Annotated in this window: 22 protein-coding genes and 1 tRNA gene; 11 read left to right on the forward strand and 12 right to left on the reverse strand. The window is 66.4% G+C overall.

The genetic code is table 11. The features are described from left to right. The first annotated feature begins 34 nt into the window (after positions 1-34). From JX613_RS08555 to JX613_RS08575, 5 genes are all read left to right on the forward strand, one after another. The gene (locus tag JX613_RS08555) at positions 35-2,422 is read left to right on the forward strand and encodes an ATP-dependent helicase (protein ID WP_207101044.1); all 2,388 of its coding nucleotides are present in this window, start codon (positions 35-37) and stop codon (positions 2,420-2,422) included. A gap of 71 nt (positions 2,423-2,493) precedes the next feature. Continuing rightward, entirely contained in the window at positions 2,494-2,775 is a 282-nt protein-coding gene (locus JX613_RS08560; RefSeq protein WP_207101045.1) for a hypothetical protein, read from the forward strand. A gap of 12 nt (positions 2,776-2,787) precedes the next feature. Continuing rightward, positions 2,788-3,354, forward strand: a complete 567-nt coding sequence (locus JX613_RS08565; RefSeq protein WP_207101046.1) for a DUF1523 family protein — start codon at positions 2,788-2,790, stop codon at positions 3,352-3,354. Continuing rightward, entirely contained in the window at positions 3,351-4,292 is a 942-nt protein-coding gene (deoC, locus tag JX613_RS08570) for a deoxyribose-phosphate aldolase (RefSeq protein WP_207101047.1), read from the forward strand. The genes JX613_RS08565 and deoC overlap by 4 nt, the downstream gene beginning before the upstream one ends. Positions 4,293-4,299: 7 nt before the next feature. Further along, positions 4,300-6,627 (forward strand): aldehyde dehydrogenase family protein, encoded by a 2,328-nt coding sequence (locus JX613_RS08575; protein ID WP_207101048.1) that lies wholly within the window; start codon positions 4,300-4,302, stop codon positions 6,625-6,627. A gap of 86 nt (positions 6,628-6,713) precedes the next feature. On the opposite strand, the gene folE2 is transcribed toward JX613_RS08575, so the two are convergent. Together folE2 and metZ are read right to left on the reverse strand one after the other, a co-directional pair. After that, positions 6,714-7,676: a GTP cyclohydrolase FolE2 gene (gene folE2 / locus JX613_RS08580; RefSeq protein ID WP_207101049.1), complete on the reverse strand. Its 963-nt coding sequence runs from the start codon at positions 7,674-7,676 to the stop codon at positions 6,714-6,716. A gap of 92 nt (positions 7,677-7,768) precedes the next feature. After that, positions 7,769-8,956 (reverse strand): O-succinylhomoserine sulfhydrylase, encoded by a 1,188-nt coding sequence (gene metZ / locus JX613_RS08585; protein ID WP_207101050.1) that lies wholly within the window; start codon positions 8,954-8,956, stop codon positions 7,769-7,771. A gap of 298 nt (positions 8,957-9,254) precedes the next feature. On the opposite strand from metZ, the gene JX613_RS08590 reads away from it, so the two are divergent. Next, a complete protein-coding gene (locus JX613_RS08590) occupies positions 9,255-9,470 on the forward strand; it encodes a hypothetical protein (RefSeq protein WP_207101051.1) in 216 nt (71 codons plus the stop codon). A gap of 106 nt (positions 9,471-9,576) precedes the next feature. Here JX613_RS08590 and JX613_RS08595 read toward each other — a convergent pair whose 3' ends face one another. The 4 genes from JX613_RS08595 to JX613_RS08610 all read right to left on the reverse strand — a co-directional run bounded on the left by JX613_RS08595 (position 9,577) and on the right by JX613_RS08610 (position 14,859). Next, positions 9,577-10,902 carry a sigma-54-dependent transcriptional regulator gene (locus JX613_RS08595; RefSeq protein WP_207101052.1) on the reverse strand — a complete coding sequence of 442 codons (1,326 nt, stop codon included), beginning with the start codon at positions 10,900-10,902 and terminating at the stop codon, positions 9,577-9,579. A 20-nt stretch (positions 10,903-10,922) separates the two neighbouring features. Beyond that, a complete protein-coding gene (locus JX613_RS08600; protein ID WP_237168456.1) occupies positions 10,923-12,587 on the reverse strand; it encodes a sensor histidine kinase in 1,665 nt (554 codons plus the stop codon). 192 nt (positions 12,588-12,779) lie between these two features. Then, positions 12,780-13,448 (reverse strand): phosphoribosylformylglycinamidine synthase subunit PurQ, encoded by a 669-nt coding sequence (gene purQ / locus JX613_RS08605; RefSeq protein ID WP_207101053.1) that lies wholly within the window; start codon positions 13,446-13,448, stop codon positions 12,780-12,782. Between the two features lie 199 nt (positions 13,449-13,647). After that, positions 13,648-14,859: an NADP-dependent isocitrate dehydrogenase gene (locus tag JX613_RS08610; protein ID WP_207101054.1), complete on the reverse strand. Its 1,212-nt coding sequence runs from the start codon at positions 14,857-14,859 to the stop codon at positions 13,648-13,650. Between the two features lie 341 nt (positions 14,860-15,200). Between JX613_RS08610 and JX613_RS08615 the strand changes: the two genes are divergently transcribed. Beyond that, entirely contained in the window at positions 15,201-16,235 is a 1,035-nt protein-coding gene (locus JX613_RS08615) for a Hint domain-containing protein (protein WP_237168451.1), read from the forward strand. On the opposite strand, the gene JX613_RS08620 is transcribed toward JX613_RS08615, so the two are convergent. Both JX613_RS08620 and JX613_RS08625 read right to left on the reverse strand, forming a co-directional pair. Further along, entirely contained in the window at positions 16,236-17,363 is a 1,128-nt protein-coding gene (locus tag JX613_RS08620; RefSeq protein ID WP_207101056.1) for an HD domain-containing protein, read from the reverse strand. It abuts the gene before it with no gap. Positions 17,364-17,369: 6 nt separating this feature from the next. Beyond that, positions 17,370-18,032 carry an alpha/beta hydrolase gene (locus JX613_RS08625; RefSeq protein WP_207101057.1) on the reverse strand — a complete coding sequence of 221 codons (663 nt, stop codon included), beginning with the start codon at positions 18,030-18,032 and terminating at the stop codon, positions 17,370-17,372. A 162-nt stretch (positions 18,033-18,194) separates the two neighbouring features. On the opposite strand from JX613_RS08625, the gene iscR reads away from it, so the two are divergent. Continuing rightward, positions 18,195-18,653 (forward strand): Fe-S cluster assembly transcriptional regulator IscR, encoded by a 459-nt coding sequence (iscR, locus tag JX613_RS08630; RefSeq protein ID WP_207101058.1) that lies wholly within the window; start codon positions 18,195-18,197, stop codon positions 18,651-18,653. A 52-nt stretch (positions 18,654-18,705) separates the two neighbouring features. Here the strand turns inward: iscR and JX613_RS08635 are convergent, their stop codons facing one another. The 3 genes from JX613_RS08635 to gltX all read right to left on the reverse strand — a co-directional run bounded on the left by JX613_RS08635 (position 18,706) and on the right by gltX (position 21,055). Then, positions 18,706-19,308, reverse strand: a complete 603-nt coding sequence (locus tag JX613_RS08635; protein ID WP_207101059.1) for an outer membrane protein — start codon at positions 19,306-19,308, stop codon at positions 18,706-18,708. 231 nt (positions 19,309-19,539) lie between these two features. Further along, positions 19,540-19,616: transfer RNA gene (locus JX613_RS08640), tRNA-Met, on the reverse strand. A gap of 113 nt (positions 19,617-19,729) precedes the next feature. After that, positions 19,730-21,055: a glutamate--tRNA ligase gene (gene gltX, locus JX613_RS08645; protein WP_207101060.1), complete on the reverse strand. Its 1,326-nt coding sequence runs from the start codon at positions 21,053-21,055 to the stop codon at positions 19,730-19,732. 78 nt (positions 21,056-21,133) lie between these two features. On the opposite strand from gltX, the gene JX613_RS08650 reads away from it, so the two are divergent. After that, positions 21,134-21,541 (forward strand): metallopeptidase family protein, encoded by a 408-nt coding sequence (locus JX613_RS08650; RefSeq protein WP_207101061.1) that lies wholly within the window; start codon positions 21,134-21,136, stop codon positions 21,539-21,541. Beyond that, on the forward strand, positions 21,538-22,497 hold the full coding sequence (locus JX613_RS08655; RefSeq protein WP_237168452.1) for a 1-phosphofructokinase family hexose kinase: 960 nt from the start codon (positions 21,538-21,540) through the stop codon (positions 22,495-22,497). The genes JX613_RS08650 and JX613_RS08655 overlap by 4 nt, the downstream gene beginning before the upstream one ends. A gap of 51 nt (positions 22,498-22,548) precedes the next feature. Here JX613_RS08655 and JX613_RS08660 read toward each other — a convergent pair whose 3' ends face one another. Continuing rightward, positions 22,549-22,875: a DUF6280 family protein gene (locus tag JX613_RS08660; protein WP_042251710.1), complete on the reverse strand. Its 327-nt coding sequence runs from the start codon at positions 22,873-22,875 to the stop codon at positions 22,549-22,551. 362 nt (positions 22,876-23,237) lie between these two features. On the opposite strand from JX613_RS08660, the gene efp reads away from it, so the two are divergent. Further along, a complete protein-coding gene (gene efp, locus JX613_RS08665; RefSeq protein WP_207101062.1) occupies positions 23,238-23,801 on the forward strand; it encodes an elongation factor P in 564 nt (187 codons plus the stop codon). Positions 23,802-23,862: the final 61 nt, after the last annotated feature.

Here is a 23,862-nt window from a genome sequence, read left to right on the forward strand (position 1 = left end):
TTCCATGCCCTGCCCTTGCGCCTATGTTGGACGGATGGAGCTTCTGGACGATTCCGACGACATGGGCGGCGTGCCGCTGTCACAACGGGCGATGGCCGCGCGGCCCGCGCGCCCTGCCCCCTATCTGGACGGGCTGAACCCGGCGCAACGCGCGGCGGTGGAAACGCTGGACGGGCCGGTCCTGATGCTGGCGGGCGCGGGCACCGGCAAGACGCGGGCGCTGACCACGCGGATCGCGCATCTGCTGATGCTGGGCAAGGCCCGGCCCGGGCAGATCCTGGCCGTGACCTTCACCAACAAGGCCGCGCGCGAGATGAAGAACCGCATCGCCCGCCTGCTGGGCGAAACGGTCGAGGGGATGCCCTGGCTGGGCACCTTCCATTCCATCAGCGTCAAGATCCTGCGCCGCCATGCCGAACTGATCGGCAATGGCGAATTGCACCTCAAGCCAAGTTTCACCATCCTGGACACCGATGACCAGATCCGGCTGCTGAAGCAACTGATCACGGCCGAGAACCTGGACGAGAAACGCTGGCCCGCCCGCCAGCTTGCGGGCCTGATCGACGGCTGGAAGAACCGCTGCCTGACGCCCGCGAACCTGCCCAAGGGGGAAACCGCCAGCTTCGACGGCTGGGGCGGGCGGCTGTATCAGGCCTATCAGAACCGGCTGCTGGCGCTGAACGCGGTCGATTTCGGCGACCTGCTGATGCACTGCGTGACGCTGTTCCAGGCGCACCCGGACGTGCTGCGCGGCTGGCAGGACCGCTTCCGCTATATCCTGGTGGACGAATACCAGGACACCAACGTAGCGCAATACATGTGGCTGCGGCTGCTGGCGCAGGGCCATCGCAACATCTGCTGCGTGGGCGACGACGACCAGTCGATCTATGGCTGGCGCGGGGCCGAGGTCGGCAACATCCTGCGCTTCGAGAAGGATTTTCCCGGCGCCCAGGTGATCCGGCTGGAACAGAACTATCGCTCGACCCCGCAGATCCTGGCCGCCGCATCGGGCCTGATCGCCGCCAACCAGGGCCGGCTGGGCAAGACCCTGTGGACGGATGCCGAGGCGGGCGAGCCGGTGCGGTTGATCGGCCATTGGGACAGCGAGGCCGAGGCCCGCTGGATCGGCGAGGAGATCGAGGCCTTCCACGGCGGCCACCGCGCCAGCGTCGGGCGCACCAGCCTGAACGACATCGCCATCCTGGTCCGAGCGTCCCATCAGATGCGCGCCTTCGAGGATCGGTTCATGTCCATCGGCCTGCCCTATCGCGTGATCGGCGGGCCGCGCTTCTATGAACGGCAGGAAATCCGCGACGCCATGGCCTATTTCCGGCTGGCCGTCAGCCCCGCCGACGACCTGGCCTTTGAACGCATCGCCAACACCCCCAAGCGCGGCCTGGGCGAAAAGGGCTTGCAGGCCATTCAATACATGGCGCGGGCGCGGGGCCTGTCGCTGCTGGAGGGCACGGTCGCGGCGTTGACGGCGGGCGACCTGTCGGGCAAGGCCGCGGCCAACATGCGCCAGTTCGCGGAAAGCATGGGCCGCTGGCACGCCGACGCCCTGGACGACCGCGTGAACCATGTCGAACTGGCCGAACGGATCCTGGACGAATCCGGCTATACCGCCATGTGGCAGGCCGACAAGTCGCCCGACGCGCCGGGGCGGCTGGACAACCTCAAGGAACTGGTCAAGGCGCTGGAGGAGTTCGAGAACCTTCAGGGCTTCCTGGAACACGTGGCCCTAGTCATGGACCGGGACGAGGGCGAGCAGGCCGAGCAGGTCAGCATCATGACCCTTCACGCCGCCAAGGGGCTGGAATTCCCCATCGTCTTCCTGCCGGGGTGGGAGGACGGGTTGTTCCCCAGCCAGCGCGCCATGGATGAAAACGGCACCAAGGGGCTGGAGGAGGAACGGCGTCTGGCCTATGTCGGCATCACCCGCGCCGAACGGCTGGCCACGATCAGCTTCGCGGGCAACCGGCGGCTTTACGGGCAATGGCAAAGTTCGATGCCTTCGCGCTTTGTCGATGAACTGCCGCCCGAGCATGTCGAGGTTCTGACCCCGCCCGGCCTTTACGGCGGCGGTTACGGCGCGGCGATGGCCTTCGCGGCGGGCGGGCCGGTCAACGCGCTGCACGAACGCGCGGCCAAGGCCGATGTCTATAACTCGCCCGGCTGGAAGCGGATGCAGGCCCGCGCCACGGAACGGAAAGCCCCGGTCCACCGCGCGCCCATCATCATCGACGCCGAGCCTGCGGCCAAGTTCACCGTGGGCGACCGCGTGACCCATGCCAAGTTTGGCGAGGGCACGATCATGGGCATTGCCGAGGACACGCTGACCGTCCAGTTCGCGGCGGGCTTCAAGAACATCAAGGCGGCCTATGTCCAGCCGGTCGGTGGGGGTGACGACGTTCCGTTCTAAGGGGCCGTTCTGACCGCTGGCCCCCTGCCCGGCGCGGTGCTAGCCTGGCCCGGAAACCACCGGGACCGCCCTTGGCCGCCTTCATCCGCCTGATCCTGTTCCTGCTGATCGCCGAAACGGCGTTCTATCTGCTGCTGCGGGTCTATATCCGATCCCTGCGGACCGAGCGGCTGGAGGAGATCTGGGACGAACGGCACCCGGCCATGGCGGGGAACACCCCTGCCCGGCGCGCGTTCGTCCGCAGGTCCATGATCGGGTTCGACAGGACGCTGCGATCGCGGCTGTTGCTTCTGGTCTTCGTTCTGCCCAATCTGGCGGTCATGGGCATCGTCTATTGGATCAACTGGCAGTAAGGACCGCTTTCCATGCATTACCTCAAGGTCGCGGTCGGCGTGCTGTTCGGCGTCGCGGTGTTTTTGTTCCTGGACTATGCGCTGCCGTCCAAGAACACGGTGCGCATCACCAACACCTATAACCGGCTGACATCGGTCACGGCGTCCAACGCGATCTTCTATGCGTCCGACAACACCGGCACGGTGGAAAACGCCGCAGGCCAGCGCGACGTGCGCTTTATCGAAACGGTGCGCCCCAACGGCAAGGTCTTCGTTTATCGCAACGAGGATACCGGCTGGATCTGGCCGCCCTATTTCAAATACGACAGCGCCAACCTGCAGGCCGAGGCCACGAACCTGCGATCCGACCGCAACAACCCGCAATGGGTCAGCGTGACCGCCTATGGCTGGCGGATGGCGTGGCTGTCCACCTATCCCAACGCGGTCAGCATCGATACGCTGGCCGGCCCGGACGAACGCCCGCGCAACTGGGCGGCAAGCATCGTCTGCATCGTCCTGCTGGCGCTGCTGGCCCTGATCTGGCGGATGTGGGCGCAGTTCCAGGAACGCGGCTTCCGCGGCTTCCGGGGCAAGGCATGACCCGCAATCCCGGTACCGACCTGCGCACCGACGGCTTCGCGGATATCCGCATCAACACCCCCGCCGCCGAACGCCGCGCGGCCACCCTGCCCGCCCGGCGCAGCCTGAAGAAGGACCATCAGGCCGCCTGGCTGCTGAACGCGGTGCGCTGCATCGACCTGACGACGCTTGCGGGCGACGACACACCCGACCGCGTGGCGCGGCTGTGCGCCAAGGCCCGCCAGCCGATTGCCCGCGAATTGCTGGATGCCATGGGGGTCACCGGCCTGACTACCGGCGCGGTCTGCGTTTATCCCACGATGGTCGCGTCCGCGAAACGCGCGCTTGGCAATTCCGGCATCCCCGTCGCCAGCGTCGCCACCGGCTTTCCGGCGGGGCTGATGCCGCTTAACCTGCGCCTGGCCGAGATCCTGTATGCCGTCGAACACGGCGCGGATGAGATCGACATCGTCATCACCCGCGCCCATGTGCTGCGAGGCGAGTGGGCGGCGCTTTATGACGAACTGCGCGCCATGCGCGAGGCGTGCGGCGATGCCAGGATGAAGGCGATCCTGGCGACGGGTGACCTGAAATCGCTGGAAAACGTGGCGCGTGCCAGCCATGTCGCCATGCAGGCGGGGGCGGACTGGATCAAGACCTCGACCGGCAAGGAAGGGGTGAACGCCACCCTGCCCGTGTCGCTGGTGATGTGCCGGGCGATCCGCGACTATCGCGACCAGACGGGCCATGTCGTGGGCTTCAAGCCCGCCGGGGGCCTGCGGACGGCCAAGGATGCGCTGAACTGGCAGGTTCTGATGGCCGAGGAACTGGGCCGCGACTGGCTGCGCCCCGATCTGTTCCGCATCGGCGCCTCCAGCCTGCTGGGCGATATCGAGCGCCAGATCAGCCACCATGTGACGGGCTGCTATGCCGCCGGTTACCGCCAAGCGATTGCCTGAGGACCGCATGACCAGCGTGAGCGAATTGATGGAAACGATGGAATACGGCCCCTCGGTCGAAGACAGCGGCGCCGTGCGCGACTGGCTGGCGCGGCGCGGGGCCTTCGGGCATTTCATCGGTGGGGCCTTCACCAATCCCGGCACGCTGTTCGACACGCGCGATCCTGCGACGGGCGAAACCTTGGCGCAGGTGACGCAGGGGACTGCCGAAGACGTGGCGGCGGCGGTGGCGGCGGCACGGCAGGCGCAGCCCGCATGGGCGGCGCTGACGGGGACGCAGCGGGCGCGGTATCTCTATGCCCTGGCGCGGCATGTGCAGAAGCGCGAACGCTTCCTGTCGGTTCTGGAAACCCTGGACAACGGCAAGCCGATCCGGGAAGCGCGCGACATCGACGTGCCGCTGGTCGCGCGGCATTTCTATCACCATGCCGGTTGGGCGGAACTGCGCGACACGGCCTTTCCCGCTCATCGGCCGCTGGGTGTCTGCGGCCAGATCATCCCCTGGAACTTTCCGCTGCTGATGCTGGCCTGGAAGATCGCCCCTGCCCTTGCGGCGGGCAACACGGTCGTGCTGAAGCCCGCCGAATACACGCCGCTGACCGCCTTGGCCTTTGCCGAGATCTGCCAGGAAATCGGCCTGCCTGCAGGTGTCGTGAACATCGTCACCGGCGATGGCGACACCGGCGCGGCGCTGGTCGCGGCGGATGTGGACAAGATCGCCTTCACCGGATCCACCGAAGTCGGGCGGGCGATTGCCGGGCAGCTTGCCGGGACGGCCAAGCGGCTGACGCTGGAACTGGGCGGCAAGTCGCCCTTCGTGGTCATGCCCGACGCCGACCTGGATGCGGCGGTCGAGGGCGTGGTGGATTCGATCTGGTTCAACGGCGGCCAGGTCTGCTGCGCGGGATCGCGGATCCTCGTGGCCGAGGCTGTGGCGGATCGGTTCCAGACGCTGCTGAACGCCCGCATGGCGCGGCTGCGGGTCGGGCTGCCCTTGGACAAGTCCACCGATGTCGGCGCCATCGTCGATCCCGTCCAGAAGGACCGGATCCTGTCGATCTGCCGGGCTGCGACCGATGCCGGGGGGGAACTGGTGGGCGGTGCGGCGGGGGACGGCTGCTTCATCGCGCCGGGCTATCTGAAAAACATCAGCCCCGCCAATCCGGGCTTCGAGCAGGAAATCTTCGGTCCCATCGCCACGCTCTCCACCTTCCGCACGGCGGATGAGGCGGTCGAACTGGCGAACAACACGCGCTATGGGCTGGCGGCCTCGGTCTGGTCGGAAAGCGCGGCGGTGGCGACGGACATTGCCGCCAGGATCAAGGCGGGCGTCGTCTGGATCAACTGCGCCAATGTCTTTGACGCCGCAGCCCCCTTCGGCGGCTATCGCGAAAGCGGCTTTGGCCGCGAAGGCGGGCGCGCGGGGATGCTGGATTATCTGGCGGAAGCGCCCGTCGAGGCCGTCCAGGAACCCGCCCCTGCTGCGCCGGTTTCTACGACCACCGGGACGGGGCAACCGGCGGCTCTGGACCGCACCGCCAAGCTTTACATCGGCGGCGCGCAGAAGCGGCCCGACGGCGGGGCCAGCTATGCCGTGCCGGGGGGCCTTGCGCCGCTGGGCAGCCGCAAGGACATCCGCAACGCGGTCGAGGCCGCGGCCAAGGCAGGCAAATGGGCGGCCATGGGCGGCCATGCCCGCGCGCAGGTGCTGTATTACATCGCGGAAAACCTGTCCGCCCGCGCCGCCGAGTTCGCCACCCGCACCAGCCAGGCCGAGGTCGAGGCCGCCATCGCCCGCGCCTTCCACTATGCCGCCTGGGCCGACAAGGTCGACGGCGCGAATGTCCAGGCCAAGCCCGGCCATCTGCTGAACGTGGTGAACGAACCCTATGGCATCATGGGCATCGGTTGCCCGAACGCGCAGCCCCTGGCCGCGTTCATGTCGCTGGTGATGCCCGCCATCGCCATGGGCAACCGGGTGGTGGCGATTGCCGCGCAGGACGATCCGCTGGCGGTCACGGATCTGTATCAGGTCTTGGACACCTCGGACCTGCCGGGGGGCGTGGTGAACATCGTCACCGGCCCGCGCGACGACCTGGCAAAGGTGCTGGCCGCGCATGACGAGGTCGCGGCGATGTGGATGGTCGGCGGCGACCTGGCGGCAGTGGAAGGCGCGGCAGGCGGCAACCTCAAGCCCGTCTGGGCGCCCGCGCATCGCGACTGGACAGGCCGTCAAGCGCAGGGAGAAACCTTCCTGCGCCACGCGATGCAAGTTAAGACGATCTGGCTGCCCTATGGCGCGCTGCCAGAGGGCACGGGCAGCGCGGCTTATTGACCGTCAGCAGGGGGGCTGTCTGCCCCCCACGCGCGTGCCGCGCTCCCCCCGAGGATATTTGGGTGAAGAAGATGGGGCGCGACGATCTAGGCGCGCAGGCCCGCGAAGGTCATCGGGTCCAGCGAGGCCTGGGCAAAGGTCGGGCCGCTGGTCATCAGGCTGACCGCGTCATGCGAATGCAGCGATTCCTGGTGGCTGGCCACCACCCGGAAATCGCCGAAGCGCGGATCGGCCAGCAGTTCCCCGGCAAAGGCGCGCACCGCATCCTCGACAAAGATCGGGTTCGCGGCGTTGAGTTCGGCAAAGGCCTGCTCGTCCTCGCGCTTGACCATGACCTGAGTCTCGGTCGGCACGGCGCGGCGGCAGAGTTCGACCATGTCCTCGAACCAGATCTTCTCCGGCCCGACCATCACCGCGGAAATCCGCGCGATGGACCGCTGCGAATGGGGCGTGGCCAGCCGCGACCGCACCTCGCGCGCGTGTTCGGACAGTTCCAGCGAACAGGGGCAGGTCGAGGAGTAGACGTAGTCGAAATGCATGATCCGCAGGCGCTGGCCCTGGAAGTCCAGAACCTCCATCGCGATGTCGTAATACTGCCAGCCCGACAGGCCGGACCGCAGCGAATCGACGCGGATCGGATAGGAGAACTTCATCTGGATCCGCGCGTCATAGGCGTCGAGATCCGCCTGGTAGTCATCCAGCGCGGCCTCCAGCACCTTGAGGCTGAAGGCGTGTTCGGAATGGGCATAGAAGGACCGCATGATCCGGGACATGTTGATGCCCTTGCGGTCGGCTTCCAGGCTGACGGTGCCGGTGACGCTGGTTTCCAGCGCGATCTCGCCGCCATCGCGGGTCTGGTAGCGGATCGGCAGGCGGAAGTTCGAGATCCCGACATGCTGGATCGGCGCGCGGGCGCCCACGATCAGGCTGGCCGGGCCGTTCTGCAGGTCGGGCAAGCCTGCCTTGTAGGCGTCGTCCACCCGGAACTCTGCATCATATTTGCGCAAAAGGGCCGGATAGGCGGGGATCATCGGGCGGGCTTCGGTCATCGGGGCATCCCTTGTCGGATCGCGGCACAATATGGGGGCCAAAGGCGGAAATCCAAAGAACAAATCCGGCAGGCCGGGCCGCTTTCGCGACCTCAGACGGCCAGGGCCTGCATCAGGTCGCGGGTCAGATCCCCCGCATCCTCCAGCCCGATCGACAGGCGCAACAGGCCCGGCGTGATGCCCAGATAGGCGCGGTCGTCATCCGACAGGCGCTGGTGGGTGGTCGTGGCGGGATGGGTGATGATGGACTTGGCATCGCCGAGGTTGTTCGAGATCCTGACGATTTCCAGCCGGTTCAAGGCGGCAAAGGCGGCGTCCTTGCCGCCCGCCACCTCGAACGCGATCATGGTCCCGCCTGAACCCATGGCCCGCATCGCCAGGTCGTGCTGGGGATGATCGGCAAGGCCGGGATAGATCACGCGCGACAGCGCCGGATGGCCTTGCAGCGCCTGCGCGACGGTCAGGGCGGTCTCGGCCTGGGCGCGGACGCGCAGGTCCATGGTCGTCAGACCGTTCAGCATGATCCAGCTGTGAAACGGGCTGATCGCGCCGCCGGTATGCTTGAGATAGGGCTCGGCCACCTCGCGCACGAATTGGCGGGTGCCGCAGATCACGCCGGCAAGGGCGCGGCCGCCGCCGTCGATATGCTTGGTCGCGGAATAGACCACCACATCGGCCCCCAGATCCACCGCGCGGGAAAAGACCGGCGTGGCGAAGACGTTGTCCACCACCACCAGCGCGCCGACCGCATGGGCTAGGCGGGCGACGCCCTCGATGTCGATCAGCTCCAGCGTGGGGTTCGACAGGCTTTCAAAGAAGACGGCCTTGGTGCCGGGGCGCAGCGCGGCCTGCCATTGGTTCAGGTCGGTGCCATCGACATAGCTGACCTCGACCCCGAATTTCGCCAGCAGATCCAGCACATAGAGGCACGATCCGAACAGCGCACGGGCCGCGACGATGTGGTCGCCGGGCTTGCACATGGAAAACAGCGCGCCATTGACGGCGGCCATGCCGCTGGCGGTGGCGAAGGCATCCTCGGTTCCTTCCAGCGCGGCGATGCGGTCCTCGAACATGCGGCTGGTGGGGTTGCCGTAGCGGGCATAGATGAATTCGTCGGGGCCGGTGCCCTTGAAGCGGGCCTCGGCCTGTTCGGCGCTGTCATAGACGAAGCCCTGGGTCAGGAAGATCGCCTCGGCCATCTCTCCGTACTGGCTGCGGCGGATGCCGTGGTGGACGGCTTGCGTGCGCGGGTGAAGCCCCTTGGCCGAACTGTCGCTCATGTCCTGATGCCTTCTGCTGTCGGGGTGGGTTAGCGCCCCCGGCCTTCTGGCGCAAGGGACAAGGCCGCTGCACGGCGGCGCGGCAGGGTTCGCGTTGCAGTTGAAAGCCTTGCGGCACGCGCCCGCCCGCGGCTTTGCGCACCCCGATTTTATCTTTTTAAATCATCAACCTAACCCCAAACTCAAGGTTATTGTCCAAATGGACAGGTTGAGCCGGAGATGGCGCGTCAGTAGGTTGACTGGGCGGTCAAGAAGATCGACCGCGCAGGAAAGATCGGCCCCTGGCGGGAATGCGGACATGACTCTGGACTATGCGAACGAATATCCCGACGTCCTGCCGCGTCACGCCCAAGGGGACCAGCTTTCCGGCCGCGCCCGTTGTCCGGGGGCGGCTTCGACCGAACGGGACGGCATGTCCATTTTTGTGTTGGGCCGCGCATCCCCGGCCGATCCGGTAAAGGACCGGCGGGTGGATGAGGCGGCCGCGTGTTTGTATGAGGATCTGCCGGTCTGACCGATCATTGTTCCGATCGGTTCCCTTATGGGCTGCGTCACCAGTTTTGTTTCATGTAACGGCCCGAAAGAAGCATCGGGGGCGGAGAAATCCGCCCCCTGTTCCTTTACAGATAATCGCCGCGCTGCAACCCGTATTTGGCCATCTTCTCGTTCAGCGTCCGGCGCGGCAGGCACAATTCCTCCATCACGCTGGCGATGCTGCCCTTGTGGCGGCGCATGGTGTTGTCGATCAGCATCTTCTCGAAGCTTTCGACATATTCCTTGAGCGGCTTGCCCTCGGTCGTGGTGGCCTGCTGGTTGTCCTCGCCATCTGCCATCAGCAGGGACGCGATGGAGCCCGACCCGCGCCGGTTCTGCAGCACCGCGCGTTCGGCCACGTTGATCAACTGGCGGATATTGCCGGGCCAGGGGGCCTGCAAAAGCTGGGCGGCTTCCTGGGCCGATACCTGCGGCGGCTCGCAGCCGTATTCCTCGGAAAACTGCTCGGTCATGCGGGTGAACAGCGACAGGATATCCTCGCCCCGCGCACGCAGCGGCGGCAGGGTGATCTTCAGCGCGGACAGGCGATAGAACAGGTCGGGACGCAGCGAATCCTCGGCCCGGCGGCCTTCGCCGCGCGCGTTGGAAATGGCGATGATGCGGGTTTCGGCGGGCGTGCCCTGGTCGCTGATGAAGGCCAGAAGGCGGGCCTGCAAGGGTTCGGACAGCGCCTCGATGTCTTCCAGGCACAACGTGCCGCCGCGCGCTTCCTCGACCGCCGGGATGCCGTCTTCCAGCGGGCCGAACAGACGGGCGGACAGCGCGTCGTCGTTATAGGCGGCGCAGGACACGGGCACGAATTTCTTGGACGCGCGCGGGCCCACGGCGTGCAGGGCATGGGCCACCAGCGTCTTGCCGGTGCCGGTTTCGCCGTCGATCAGCACATGGCCGTCGGCCTGGCCCAGATCCAGGATATCCTCGCGCAGGCGCTCCATCACCGGGCTGGTGCCGATCAGCTTGGACATGACCTGCTGGCCTTCGGACAGATCCCGGCGCAGGGCGCGGTTGTCCAGCGTCATGCGCCGCATCTGCGTGGCCTTCTTGGCCAGCGCTGTCATCTTGTCAGGGTTGAAGGGCTTTTCCATGAAGTCCATGGCGCCCAGCCGCATCGCCTCGACCGCCATGGGCACGTCGCCATGCCCGGTGATCAGGATCACGGGCAGCCCCGAATCGAGCCCCATCAGCCGTTTCAGAAAGGCGATGCCGTCCATGCCGGGCATCCGGATGTCGCTGACCACGATGCCGGGCCAGTCGGCGCCGATGACCCTCAGCGCGTCCTCGGCACTGGGATAGGTTTCGGTCTCGAACCCGGACAGCACCAGCCATTGGCTGATGGATTCCCGCATGTCCGGTTCATCATCGACAATCGCAATCTTCAGTTTGCGGGACATTGACGTGTTTTCCTTTCTCGTCATTCGGCGGCAAGCGTCTGCTGGGCCTGCCCGGGCCTGTGCAGGGGCAGTTCCACGGCAAAGACAGCGCCGCCCTGGTCTTCGTTATGGGCGGTCAGGCGGCCGCCGAAATCGGCCACGATGCTTGACGATATGGCCAGGCCAAGGCCCGTTCCCTCGCCCGGTTTCTTTGTCGTCCAGAAGGGCTCGAACAGCTTTTCCAGGTCGGAAATGCCCGGCCCGTTGTCGCGCACCAGGACATAGGCGTTGGTCGCGGCCTCGACCGTGATCTCGATCCGGGCATCGCGGCGGTCGCGCACCGCATCGACGGCGTTGCGCAAAAGGTTGATGATGACCTGTTCCAGCCGGATGCGGTCGGCCATCACGGTGACGGGGCCGCGCGGCAGGTTGCGGGTCACGCGGATGGTCCGGTTGCGCAGCTGCGGCTCCATCATGGTCAGGGCGCTGCTGACGGCGGCGCGCAGGTCCACGGGCTCGACCGCCTCGCCGCCCTTGCGGGCATAGGATTTCAGCTGCCGGGTGATCGCGCCCATGCGCTCGATCAGGTCGTCGATGCGCTGGAAACTGGACAGCGCCTCCTCGGCCCGGCCGCGCTGCAACAGCAGGCGCGCGCCCGCCAGATAGGTCTTCATCGCGGCCAGCGGCTGGTTCAGTTCATGGCTGACGCCCGCCGACATCTCGCCCAGGGCGGCCAACTTGCTGCTTTGCTGCACGGTCTGCTCGGCGACGCGCAGTTCCTTCTGCATCCGCTCGCGTTCGGCGATCTCGCGGGTCAGGCGCATGTTCAGGGCCCGCAGGTCGGCCGATTCGCGCATGTATGCGACCGACTGGCTGCGCGCCCGGCGCGACAGGACATAGAAGGTGCCGGCCAGCAGGATCGCAAAGCCCATGATCTCCAGCGCCAGGACCGCGTTCACCTGCTCGCGGACGGAGGCATAGGTGGTGAAGCTGATCATCCGCCAGCCGCGGAAGGGGATGCGCGCCTCGGCCTGCATGACGGCGCGGCCCTGGACATAGGCGTCGATGGGCAAGGCGGTCCAGTCGGCGGTGACCTGGAAGGCGCGCTGGATGGCGGATGGGGCATCGCGCACCGCCAGCGCCTCGGGCATGGTCAGGCCGCGCCACCGGGGTTCGGTCGCCAGGATGATGAAGCCCTGGCTGTCGGTCACGGCCACCGCGTCCGAGATCCCGGCCCAGGACCGTTCCAGCCGCGACAGGTCGGCGCCCACCACGATCACCCCCAGGGTGCGGCCATCCGAAACCACGGCGCGGGAATAGGTGAACTCATAGGCGCCGCCCCCGCGGGGGGTGACGGTGAAGACCGTCTCGCTGGACCGCAGCGCCTCGACATAAAAAGGCGCCAGGACGTTGTTGGTGCCGATCTGGTAGCGGTCGGTCGATCCCACCGTGCGCCCCGAGGCGTCCAGCAGCCGGATCGAGGCCGCGCCGATTTCCTTTTGCGCGGCGATCAGCCGGGCCGAGGTGGTGGAAAAGTCGTTGCTATTCAGCGATCCGATCAGCGCGGGATCGCGCGCCAGCAGCAGGGGCACGACGGCCGTGCGCTGCAATTCCGACAACAAGTTGCCGGTGTAAAGCGCCAGCCGCAGTTCGGACCGGACGCGGGTGTTGTCCGAAAACCGCGTCGTCAGCCAGGCATTCGTCATCCAGATCGAGACGATGGCCAGCCCGAAGATCAGCGCGATGGCGATGCGCAGCCACCATGGATTGCCGGGCTGCGCCAGCCGCGGTCGAATACGCTCTCCCTCGCTGGCGCTGTCCTTGTCCTCGATCACCTATGAAGCCCGGTCCTGTGGCACAACTGCCGCACTCTAGGCCCGGAAGCGCCGATGCTCAAGTCAGGCGTTGACAACGCCATTGACCAGCGAGCGGAACAGCGCCGCCCCGTCGGTGCCCCCCAGGGCCGGATCGGCCGCGCGCTCGGGATGGGGCATCATGCCCAGGACGCGGCGGTTTTCCGACAGCACGCCCGCGATGTCGCCCACCGAACCGTTGAGGCCCGGGGCATAGGTAAAGGCGATGCGGTCCCCGTCCTGCAGTTGCGCCAGCCCCTTGGGTGCGATCTGGTAATTGCCGTCGTGATGGGCGACCGGAATGGTGATCCGCTGGCCCTTGCCGTAGCCCGCGGTGAAGTCGCTGTCCGTGGTGACGACATTCAGGACGGCGGGCTTGCAAAGAAAGGTCAGCCCCGTGTTGCGCATCAGGGCGCCAGGCAGAAGGCCCAGTTCAGTCAGCACCTGGAAGCCGTTGCATATCCCCAGGACATAGCCGCCCCGCTGCGCGTGCCTGCGCAACGCGCCCGCGATCGGCGACTGCGCGGCGATCGCCCCGCACCGCAGGTAGTCGCCAAAGGAAAAGCCGCCCGGCACGGCCACCAGGTCGGTGCCTTCGGGCAGGGCATCGTCCTTGTGCCACACGCGCGCGACCTGCGCGCCCGCCTGGTCCAGCGCCACCGCCAGGTCGCGGTCGCAGTTCGATCCGGGAAAGGTGATGACGGCGGCTTTCATGGGGCTGCTCCTGCTGGGATCGCACGTCCCATAACGCAGCTTGGCCCCCGAAGAAAGGGGGCGTTGCCCCCGCCGCGCGTGCCGCGCGACTCCCCCAGGATATTTGGACCAAGGTGAAAGGCTGCTTCACCTTGGTCCAAATATCCCCGCCGGAGGCAAGAAAAGGGCCGGGCGCATGCCCGGCCCGCTTTCCCTTGGGTCAGTTCAGCGCCTTGTTCAGGTATTGGTCCACCTTTTCCAGATAGCCCATGGTGGTCAGCCATTTCTGGTCCGGCCCGACCAGCAGCGCCAGGTCCTTGGTCATGTGGCCGTCCTCGACCGCCTGCACCGTCACCTTCTCCAGCGTCTGCGCAAAGTTCAGCAGCGCCGCGTTGTCGTCCAGCTTGGCGCGGTGCTTCAGCCCGCCCGTCCAGGCAAAGATCGACGCGATCGAGTTGGTCGAGGTCTGGTTGCCCTTCTGGTGCTCGCGGTAGTGGCGCGTCACGGTGCCATGCGCCGCCTCGGCCTCGACCGTCTTGCCGTCGGGCGTCATCAGGACCGAGGTCATCAGGCCCAGGCTGCCGAAGCCCTGCGCCACAGTGTCGGACTGCACGTCGCCGTCATAGTTCTTGCAGGCCCAGACATAGCCGCCCGACCATTTCAGGCTGGAGGCCACCATGTCGTCGATCAGCCGGTGTTCGTAATGGATCCCGGCTGCCTTGAACGGGTCGGCGAACTCGGCGTCGAAGACTTCCTGGAACAGATCCTTGAAGCGGCCGTCATAGGCCTTGAGGATGGTGTTCTTGGTGGACAGATAGACCGGATAGCCGCGCTGCAGGCCATAGTTGAAGGAGGCGCGGGCGAAATCGCGGATCGAATCGTCCAGGTTGTACATGGCCATCGCCACGCCCGCCGATGGAGCCTGGAAGACCTCGTGCTCGATCGTCTGGCCATCCTCGCCGACGAACCTGATGGTCAGGCGGCCCTTGCCCGGAAAGCGGAAATCGGTGGCCTTGTACTGGTCGCCGAAGGCATGGCGGCCGACGATCACGGGCTTGGTCCAGTGGGGCACCAGCCGGGGCACGTTGCGGCAGATGATCGGCTCGCGGAAGATCACGCCGCCCAGGATGTTGCGGATGGTGCCGTTGGGCGATTTCCACATCTTCTTCAGGCCGAATTCCTCGACCCGCGCCTCGTCCGGCGTGATGGTCGCGCATTTCACGCCCACGCCGTATTGCTTGATGGCGTTGGCCGCGTCGATGGTGACCTGGTCGTCGGTGCGGTCGCGCTCCTCGATGCCCAGGTCGTAGTATTTCAGGTCCACGTCCAGATAGGGCAGGATCAGCTTCTGCTTGATGAAGTCCCAGATGATCCGGGTCATCTCGTCGCCGTCGAGTTCCACGACAGGGTTGGCGACCTTGATCTTCGACATGGGCAGTCCCTTTCGGCGATGGCGTTCGCGGGCCGCTATAGCCGGGAAAGGCGGGGAAGGAAAGATTGTATGCAGAGGTATGCAATCGCGCACCCCCTGGGTTCCGGCTGCAACAGGCGCCGCTTTTCATAAATCTGTACAAAAGTAACACGTGCATCCCGATAGGGCCTGCGTTATCCAGGGCACCGTGTTGTAATGATTATTCTGGTGCTAAAATGACGGCTACGGTCGAATGGATGTGGTTTGGCAATCAACCCCAGGTCAATGGAACCAGTGGGTCACCAGCCACCCAAGCCGAGGCGGATCGGCTTGTCGGGTACACTGCCGTCGGCAACGCGCAGATGGAAGCGGTGACGCTTTGCGGGGACACCCGGACGATCATCGCGGACGGCCATCTCACCCAGGCTTTTGCGACAAGCTACAACACCAATAGCTGGAACTGGGATGTCCCGGACTCGCGGATGACCTATGTCTCGCCGCACACGGACACGGCGGTCAAGACCACGATCACCGGCTTTCTGTCGGTGCGCTATGAACTGACCTTCCCGGATGGCGGCACCACGGTACAGACCGGCGTGCTGATCCAGATGAAGAACGGCGACATGTTCTTCCGCCCGTCCAAGGACTGCCTTGCGGCCTGGGACAGCATCGACGAATTGCGCGGGGTCAAGATCCTGGCGGCCAAGCCTTTCGACAAGAACATGTATGTCGCGGCCCTTTCGTTCAAGACGACCATCCATGACCTGCCGATCACCTGCTTTACCCGCGGCACGCTGATCGCCACCGCCACCGGGGAACGCCCGGTCGAGGATCTGCGGATCGGCGATCTGGTGCTGACCCGCGACAACGGGCTGCAGCCCGTCCGCTGGATCGGCAGCCGCCACGTCACCGCAGCCGAGATTGCCGCCAAGCCCGCCCTGGCGCCGGTGCGCATCGCCGCGGGCGCGCTTGGCCCCAACGTGCCTGCGCAGGATCTGCTGGTGTCCCAGCAGCATCGCGTGCTGGTGCGTTCGGCCATCGCCGCGCGGATGTTCGCTGCCAAGGAACTGCTGATCGCCGCCAAGCACCTGACCGAGGTCGAGGGGATCGACATCCTGGCCGATGCCGATGGCGTCACCTATGTCCACCTGATGTTCGCCGCGCACGAAGTCGTCCTGTCGAACGGGGCGGAAACCGAATCGCTTTATCCCGGCCCGCAGGCCCTGCTGGCGCTTGGCGACGCGGCCGAGGAAATCTTCGCGCTGTTCCCGCACCTGCGCAACGCGGTCGAGGATTTTCCCGGCGCGCGGCCCTTCGTGCCGGGCAAGAAGGCGCGGCAACTGGCGGCGCGGCACGCGGCCAACGGCAAGCCGCTGACAAGTTCTCTGGCAAGCTGATCAGGCGAAAAACGCCTGGACCTCGCGGCGCAGCCAGTGCCACAGTGCTGGCGCGCCCAGGGTGATCTTGCGGCCCACGCGGGTCTCGATATCGGCAAAGGTGACGCCGTAATCGACCCAGCCGATCCCGCCCGACCGCAGGTTCTGGATCACGGGCTGGCAGCGGTCCAGGGCCTTGGCGAACAGGGCATCGGGACTGGCCGCCGCCTCGAACTCCTGCCACAGCGACAGGAAGTCCCGTGCCTGCGCCTCGGGCAGCAGCCCGAAGATGCGCAGGGCAGCCGCAGCCTCGGCCGCCTGGATCTCGGCCGAGCCATGCGCCTGGCCCGCCGCGGAATGCAGCGGCACGTCGCCCACGTCGATCTCGACCAGGTCATGGATCAGCAACATGCGGATGACGCGGTCGGGATCCACGCCCGGTCCCGCCAGATCGGCAAAGACCAAGGCGTAAAGCGCCAGGTGCCAGCTATGCTCGGCGCTGTTTTCCCGCCGCGAGCCGTCGATCAGCAGGTTGGCGCGGAACACCGATTTCAGCCCGTCGGCCTCGGCCAGGAAGCGCAGGCGGCGGGCAAGGTCGCTGTCCGGCACCCCCTCGCCTGCCAGCACGGCGCGGGCCCAGTCCATCGCCTCGGGCCATTCGGCAGCCAGCCGCGCCGCGCGCCCGCCGGTCATGTTGTCCCGGACGATGGCGATGTGATCCGCCAGCGGCTGCGGGGCCAGCAGCACCTGGAACAGCGGCTGGCTGTGATCCATCCGCTTGGCCACCACCGCATCGGCCGAGGCGCCCGCCTCGAATTCCTGCCACAAGGCCATCAGCCCGTCCCCATCGGGCGACAGGCCGAAGATGCGGGCGGCGGCCTGCGCCTCGGCCCGGGCCAGGGCGGCCGCGTCATGGGCCAGGTGGATCGGCTGGTCGCCCGTGTCGATTTCCACCAGGTCATGGACCAGCAGCATCCGGATCGCCCGGGGGGAGGCGCCGAAGACCATCGCCTGCAGGGCGACGTGCCAGCTGTGTTCGGCGCTGTTCTCGGGCCGGGACAGGTCCAGCAGCACATTCGCCCGGGCCACCGATTTCAGCCGGTCAGCCTCGGCCAGGAAGGCGAACTGGCGGGCGATGCGGTCCGACATCCGGGATCAGCGGGTGGTTTCCGTCAGGCGCTGGCGCACATAGCTTTGGACCAGTTCGATCATCGGCTTCATGTGCAGCTCGTCGTCGCGGAAGAAGTGATCGGCCCCCTCGATTTCCTTGTGGGTGATGGTGATGCCCTTCTGCTCGCGCAGCTTGCTGACCAGGGCATTGGTGTCCTTGGGCGGCGCCACGCGGTCCGCCGTGCCGTTCACGATCAGGCCCGACGACGGGCACGGCGCCAGGAAGCTGAAGTCGTACATGTTGGCGGGCGGGGCCACGCTGATGAAGCCGGTGATTTCCGGGCGGCGCATCAGCAGCTGCATCCCGATCCAGGCGCCGAAGCTGAAGCCCGCGACCCAGCAATGCTTGCTGTTGGGGTTCATCGCCTGCAGGTAATCCAGCGCGGATGCCGCGTCCGACAGCTCGCCGATGCCCTGGTCGAATTCGCCTTGGCTGCGCCCCACGCCGCGGAAGTTGAACCGCATCACCGTGAAGCCCATCTTGTGGAAGGCATAGTGCAGGTTATAGACGACGCGGTTGTTCATCGTCCCGCCATATTGCGGGTGCGGGTGCAGGACGATGGCAAGGGGGGCGTCGGGCTTGCCCGGCTGGGGGTGATAGCGGCCCTCGAGCCGCCCTTCGGGGCCGGGGAAAATCAGTTCTGGCATCGTCTTCCTTCGAAGCTACGGGTTTCTTGACGCATCTGCATGGCGCTTTTAGACCGCTATCTGGGATGCCGGCGCGGATTGCGCAAGAAACGGTCCCTGGCGGCATAGCGCGACCGTGCGCGCGTCGTCAACCGACGCCGCCTGACAGGAGGGAGCCAGCCGATGAAACTGTCCACAAAGGGGCGCTATGCGATCATCGCCCTTGTCGACCTGGCCACCGCCAAGGGCAGCGACCTGACCTCGCTGGCCGAGATTTCGGCCCGCCAGGACATCTCGCTGCCTTATCTGGAACAGTTGTTCGTGCGGCTGCGCCGGGCGGGGCTGGTCGCATCCGTCCGCGGCCCCGGCGGCGGCTACAGGTTGGCGCGCGCGCCCGAGACGATCCGCATCGCCGAGATCCTGGAAGCCGTGGACGAGACCGTCAGCGCCATGCATGTGGGCGCGGGCGCATCGGGCGGGGTGTCGGGGTCGCGGGCGCAGACGCTGTCGAACCGGCTGTGGGAAAGCCTGTCGGCGCATGTCTATGTGTTTTTGCACAACCACTCGCTGGCCGACGTGGCCCGCAACCAGCTGCTGCCCTGCCCGGCCCTGCCGCAGATCCTCAGCGTGGTGGACGACTGAATGAAAAACGCGGCCCCAAGGGGCCGCGTTTTCCGGCAAGGGATCGCCGCGATCAGAAGCGATACGAGGCGCGGACCTGCACCAGGTCGGTATCCAGGTCGATGCCCGAGATGCCGGTTTCGTCTTCCGCCACGTCCGAGAAGTCGCTGCGGCTGTATTCTGCGCCGACCGAGAAGCGGTCGGTGACCAGGTATTCCGCGCCGATGCCATAGGTGACGCCGGTTTCCGACACGTCCTCGTCGCCGTAATCGGCCGACACGCGGGCAGCGCCCAGGGTCAGGTAGGGCTGGAACTTGCCCATGTCATAGCCCACGCGGCCGCGCAGGCGCCACAGGTCGGCATCGGTGTCCGACTGGTCCAGATCGGCCTTGTTATAGTCCAGTTCGGCACCGGCGATCAGCTTGCCGAAGTCGCGCAGATAGCCGGCATGGACGCCGTAGCCGTCGAAATCGCTCTCGCCCTCGCCGTCGGACAGTTCCGCGTTGCCCTGGCCATACTGCAGACCGGCATAGAAGCCGGTCCAGTCCGTGCCGGCCTCGACCGGAACGACGGGCGCAACGACCGGGGCAGTCTCGACGACGGGGGCAACATAGCCGCCCGCGAACGCAGCCGAGGCCGCCAGCGAGGCAGCAACCGAAAGCGCAACGAGTTTCATGGGGTAGTCTCCTTCTTAGTCACCCGTCATGGATGGCGGGAGGGGACTGATAGCAGACATGGCGGGGGGCGCCATGCAAAGGCGCCACAAGAATACAGGCAGGATTTCACAAGCAGGTGAAAACATTGTGATTCAGATCCCAAGCTCTGCCTGCCGGCACATGGGCCGGCCCAACGGCTCGCCCGGCGACCGGGGTGCCGTTCTTCGTCCTGGATTGCTGGGGGAGACCCGTGGTAGCGGAGGAGGGATTTGAACCCCCGACACAAGGATTATGATTCCTCTGCTCTAACCAGCTGAGCTACTCCGCCACGGGTGGGGGCGATTTACGGGCTGGCGCGGGGGGCGTCAAGCGGTTTTCGCGGGGAAAAATGAAAACGCCGCCCGGGACAGGGCGGCGTTGGCTTTCAAGGGCAAGACCTGGTCAGCCGCGCGCCTTGACCACCTGCAACAAGGGCATCACCTGCGCCATGTCGGGGCCATGGGCCTGGCCGGTCACGGCCTTGCGCAGGGGCATGAACAGGCCCTTGCCCTTGCGGCCGGTGGCTTCCTTCACAGCGGTTGTCCATTCGCCCCAGGTCGCGTCCGTATAGGGCGGGGGCGGCAGCAGCGGCATGGCCTGGGCGATGAAATCGGCATCCTCGGGGTCGATCTGCGGCTCGGCACCCTGACTGAAGATCGTCCACCATTCGGCCAGATCGTCCAGCCTGGTGATGTTCTGCGAGGCCACGGCCCAGAAGCGTTCCGCCAGGTCGTCGGGCACGCCAAGCGCACTGATCCGGTCGCGCACGGCCTCGAAGGGCAGCGCCTGGTTCCGCTCGCGGGTCAGCGGCCACAGATCCTCGGCGTCGAATTTCGTGGGCGAGGCGCCGAATTGCGACAGATCGAACCCCTCGGCCAGCTCGTCCAGGGTCATACGCAATTCGACCGGCTGGCTGGAACCAAGCCGGGCCATCATGGACAGCAGCGCCTCGGGCGCGACGCCGGCCTCGCGCAGGTCGCGGATGGACAGGGCGCCGATGCGTTTCGACAGTTCCTCGCCCTGCGCGCCGGTCAGCAGGCTGTGATGGGCAAAGGACGGCGGCGTGCCGCCCAGGGCGCGGATGATCTGGATCTGGGTGGCGGTGTTGGTCACATGGTCCGCGCCGCGCACGATATGCGTGACGGCCATGTCGGTGTCATCGACCGAGGAGGCGAAGGTGTAAAGCACCTGCCCGTCGTGGCGGATCAGCACCGGGTCGCTGACGGACGCCGCGTCGATGGAAATGTCGCCCAGGATGCCGTCGGTCCATTCGATCCGCTCCTGGTCCAGCAGGAAGCGCCAGTAACCCTCGCGCCCCTCGGCCCGCAGGCGGTCGCGGTCGGCATCGGACAGCGCCAGCCCCGCGCGGTCATAAACCGGCGGACGCCCCATGTTCAGCTGCTTCTTGCGCTTAAGGTCCAGCTCGGTCGGCGTCTCGAAGACCTCGTACAGGCGCCCGGCGGCGCGCAACTGGTCGGCGGCCTCGGCGTATCGGTCAAGGCGCAGCGACTGGCGTTCCTCGCGGTCCCAGTGCAGGCCCAGCCAGTCCAGGTCGCGCTTGATGCCGTCGGCATATTCCTCCTTGGAGCGTTCCTGGTCGGTGTCGTCCAGCCGCAGGATGAAGGTGCCCCCGGCCTTGCGCGCGATCAGATAGTTGAACAGCGCGGTCCGCAGGTTGCCGACATGGATATGGCCCGTGGGCGAGGGGGCGAAGCGGGTGGTGGTCATGGCAGGTCTCCTGTTCGCCTTGCTCTTTCACAGACAACGATTCTTGTCCATATCAGGGCCGACATGCAGGAGAAGCGGATGACCGACTGGAAAGACCTGACCGCCCCCGACGCGGCCCGGATCGAGGCGATGGCGCGCGACGCCGTGGCGGCCCTGCCTCCCGAATTCGCGACCCATGCGGGCGACATCGCCATCCGCGTGGCCGAGTTCGCCCCCGAGGACGTGCTGGACGAGCTTCAGATCGACGATCCGTTCGAGCTGACGGGCATCTATGACGGCGTGCCCCTGACGGAAAAGTCGGTGTCCGACCAGCCGGGCCAGCCCGACATCATCTGGCTTTACCGCCGCCCGCTGCTGGACGAATGGGCCGCGCGCGGCACCGTGACGCTGGCCGAACTGGTCGCCCATGTCGTCACGCACGAGATGGCCCACCACTTCGGCTGGTCCGACGACGACATCGCCCGCATCGACAGGTGGTGGGAATGAGCGCGCCGATGCAGGCCCCCATCCTGACGGTGACGCTGAACCCCGCGCTGGATCTGTCCACCGCCACCGAGGAGGTGCGCCCCGAACTGAAGCTGCGCTGCGACAAGCCCGAGGTCGATCCCGGCGGCGGCGGCATCAATGTCAGCCGCGCGATCAAGCACATGGGCGGGCAATCGACCGCCATGGTGGCGCTTGGCGGGGCCACGGGCACGCGCATCGCGGACATGCTGAAATCCGACGGGCTGTCGGTCGTCCGCCTGACCGCCCCCGGCGAGACGCGGCAATCGCTGGCCGTCACGGATCGGTCCACCGGCGGGCAATACCGCTTTGTCCTGCCCGGCCCCGAATGGCACAAGGCCCATGTGGCCGACATGACCCAGGCCATCGCCGAGGCCGCCCGCGCCGGAGGCTGGGTGGTCGTGTCGGGCTCGAACCCGCCCGGCGTGCCCGCGGGGTTCGAACAGATGCTGACCGTGCGGCTGAAGAACAGCGGGGCCAAGCTGCTGGTCGATACCTCGGGCGAGGCCTTGCGCGTGCTGGCGGGATCGTCCACCCCCGTCGATGTGCTGCGCATGGACAGCCACGAGGCCGAGGATCTGGCGGGACGCCCCCTGCCCACGCGCGAGGATAGCGCGGGCTTCGCGGCGGGGCTGGTCAAGGACGGCGCGGCGCGGTCGGTGATCGTGGCGCGCGGCGCCGACGGATCGGTCATCGCCGGGCCGGACGGCGCCTGGCACGCGGCGGCGGCGCGGGTCAAGGTGGTCAGCGCGGTCGGCGCGGGCGACAGCTTCGTCGCGGGCTTCGTGCTGGCCATGGCGCGGGACTGGCCGGTCCCCGAGGCGCTGGCGCTCGGCGCGGCGGCCGCATCCGCCGCCGTGATGACGCCCGCCACGGATCTGTGCCGGGCCGAGGACGTGGACCGCTTCTATGGCGAACGGGTCATCACGCAGCTTTGACATGAAAAAAGCCGCCCCGGGGCGGCTTTTCCATGAACCGGGCGGCACCGTTCAGGCGGCTTCGGCTTCCTCGGCCTCGGCGGCCATGCGGCGTTCGCTTTCCTCGCGCGACAGCGCGACGGACGTGCGCACGCCCTTGGACACGAATTCCATCAGCCCCTTGACCACGCGTTCGTTGGGGTCGATGCCGGCGCAGGACAGCACCTCGCGCCCGTCGCGCGAGCGCGCCCAGCGAGCGATCTGTTCGGGGCCGTTGCCGTATTTCTTGTCATCCGCAATCGCATCGTCCAGCGCGGCCAGGACCACGGCGGCAAAAAGTTTGCGGGCCCGCTGGCCCTGTTCGAAATTGAAAGCCGATCCATCGACAAAATCGCGCATACCATTCGTCCATCTTCTTGGGCCGCAAGGTCAAGGCAGCCGTGTGGGCGGCATCATGCCAACCCATCGTTATTGTTTCCGTTTCTCTGACGGTGCTGCTGCTTAGCCCAGATGCCCGCCGATTCGTTATTCCCCAGACTGCATATCACCCATGCAGTTTGCGCATGTCGTGTAAAAAACAGGTGAAATCTTCAATTACACCTTGCTTTTCATGTGGCACGGCACCGGACTGCGCCTTGACAACACGGCAAAAGCCTTTTGGTTGCCTCGGCCACAAGGCCCCGATATAGGGGCGCCACAGCGCCGTTCAACGACGAACAGCAGTTATTCCCAAGAACCCGAAGAACCCCAAAAGGTTTCCCATGCCCAAGATCAACGGCAACGAAATCCGCCCCGGCAACGTGCTGGAGCATGACGGAGGCCTGTGGGCCGCCGTGAAGGTCAGCCATGTCAAGCCCGGCAAGGGCGGCGCCTTCGCCCAGGTCGAGATGAAGAACCTGCGCGACGGCCGCAAGCTGAACGAGCGATTCCGCAGCGAGGACAAGGTCGAGCAGGTCCGCCTGGAACAGAAGGACCAGCAGTTCCTGTACGAATCCGACGGCAAGCTGGTCTTCATGGACAGCGAGACGTTTGAACAGACCGAACTGGATTCCGACCTGCTGGGCGATCGCCGCCCCTTCCTGCAGGACGGCATGACCGCCACCATCGAATATTACGGCGAGGAGGCGCTGTCGGTCTCGATCCCGCAGAAGGTGACCTGCACCGTCTCGGAAACCGAGCCGGTGGTGAAGGGCCAGACCGCCGCCAACAGCTACAAGCCCGCGATCCTGGACAACGGCGTGCGCATCATGATCCCGCCCTTCGTGGGCGAAGGCGAGAAGATCATCGTCAACACCGAGTTGTTCGAATACAGCGAACGGGCCTGACCCTTTCCCCGAACGCCCCGGCCTGTCCGGGGCGTTTTTCTGTCCGAACCCGGGTTTGCCC

Origin of the sequence: Paracoccus shandongensis (assembly GCF_017315735.1) — a bacterium.
In the GTDB taxonomy this organism is placed as follows: Bacteria; Pseudomonadota; Alphaproteobacteria; order Rhodobacterales; family Rhodobacteraceae; genus Paracoccus; species Paracoccus shandongensis.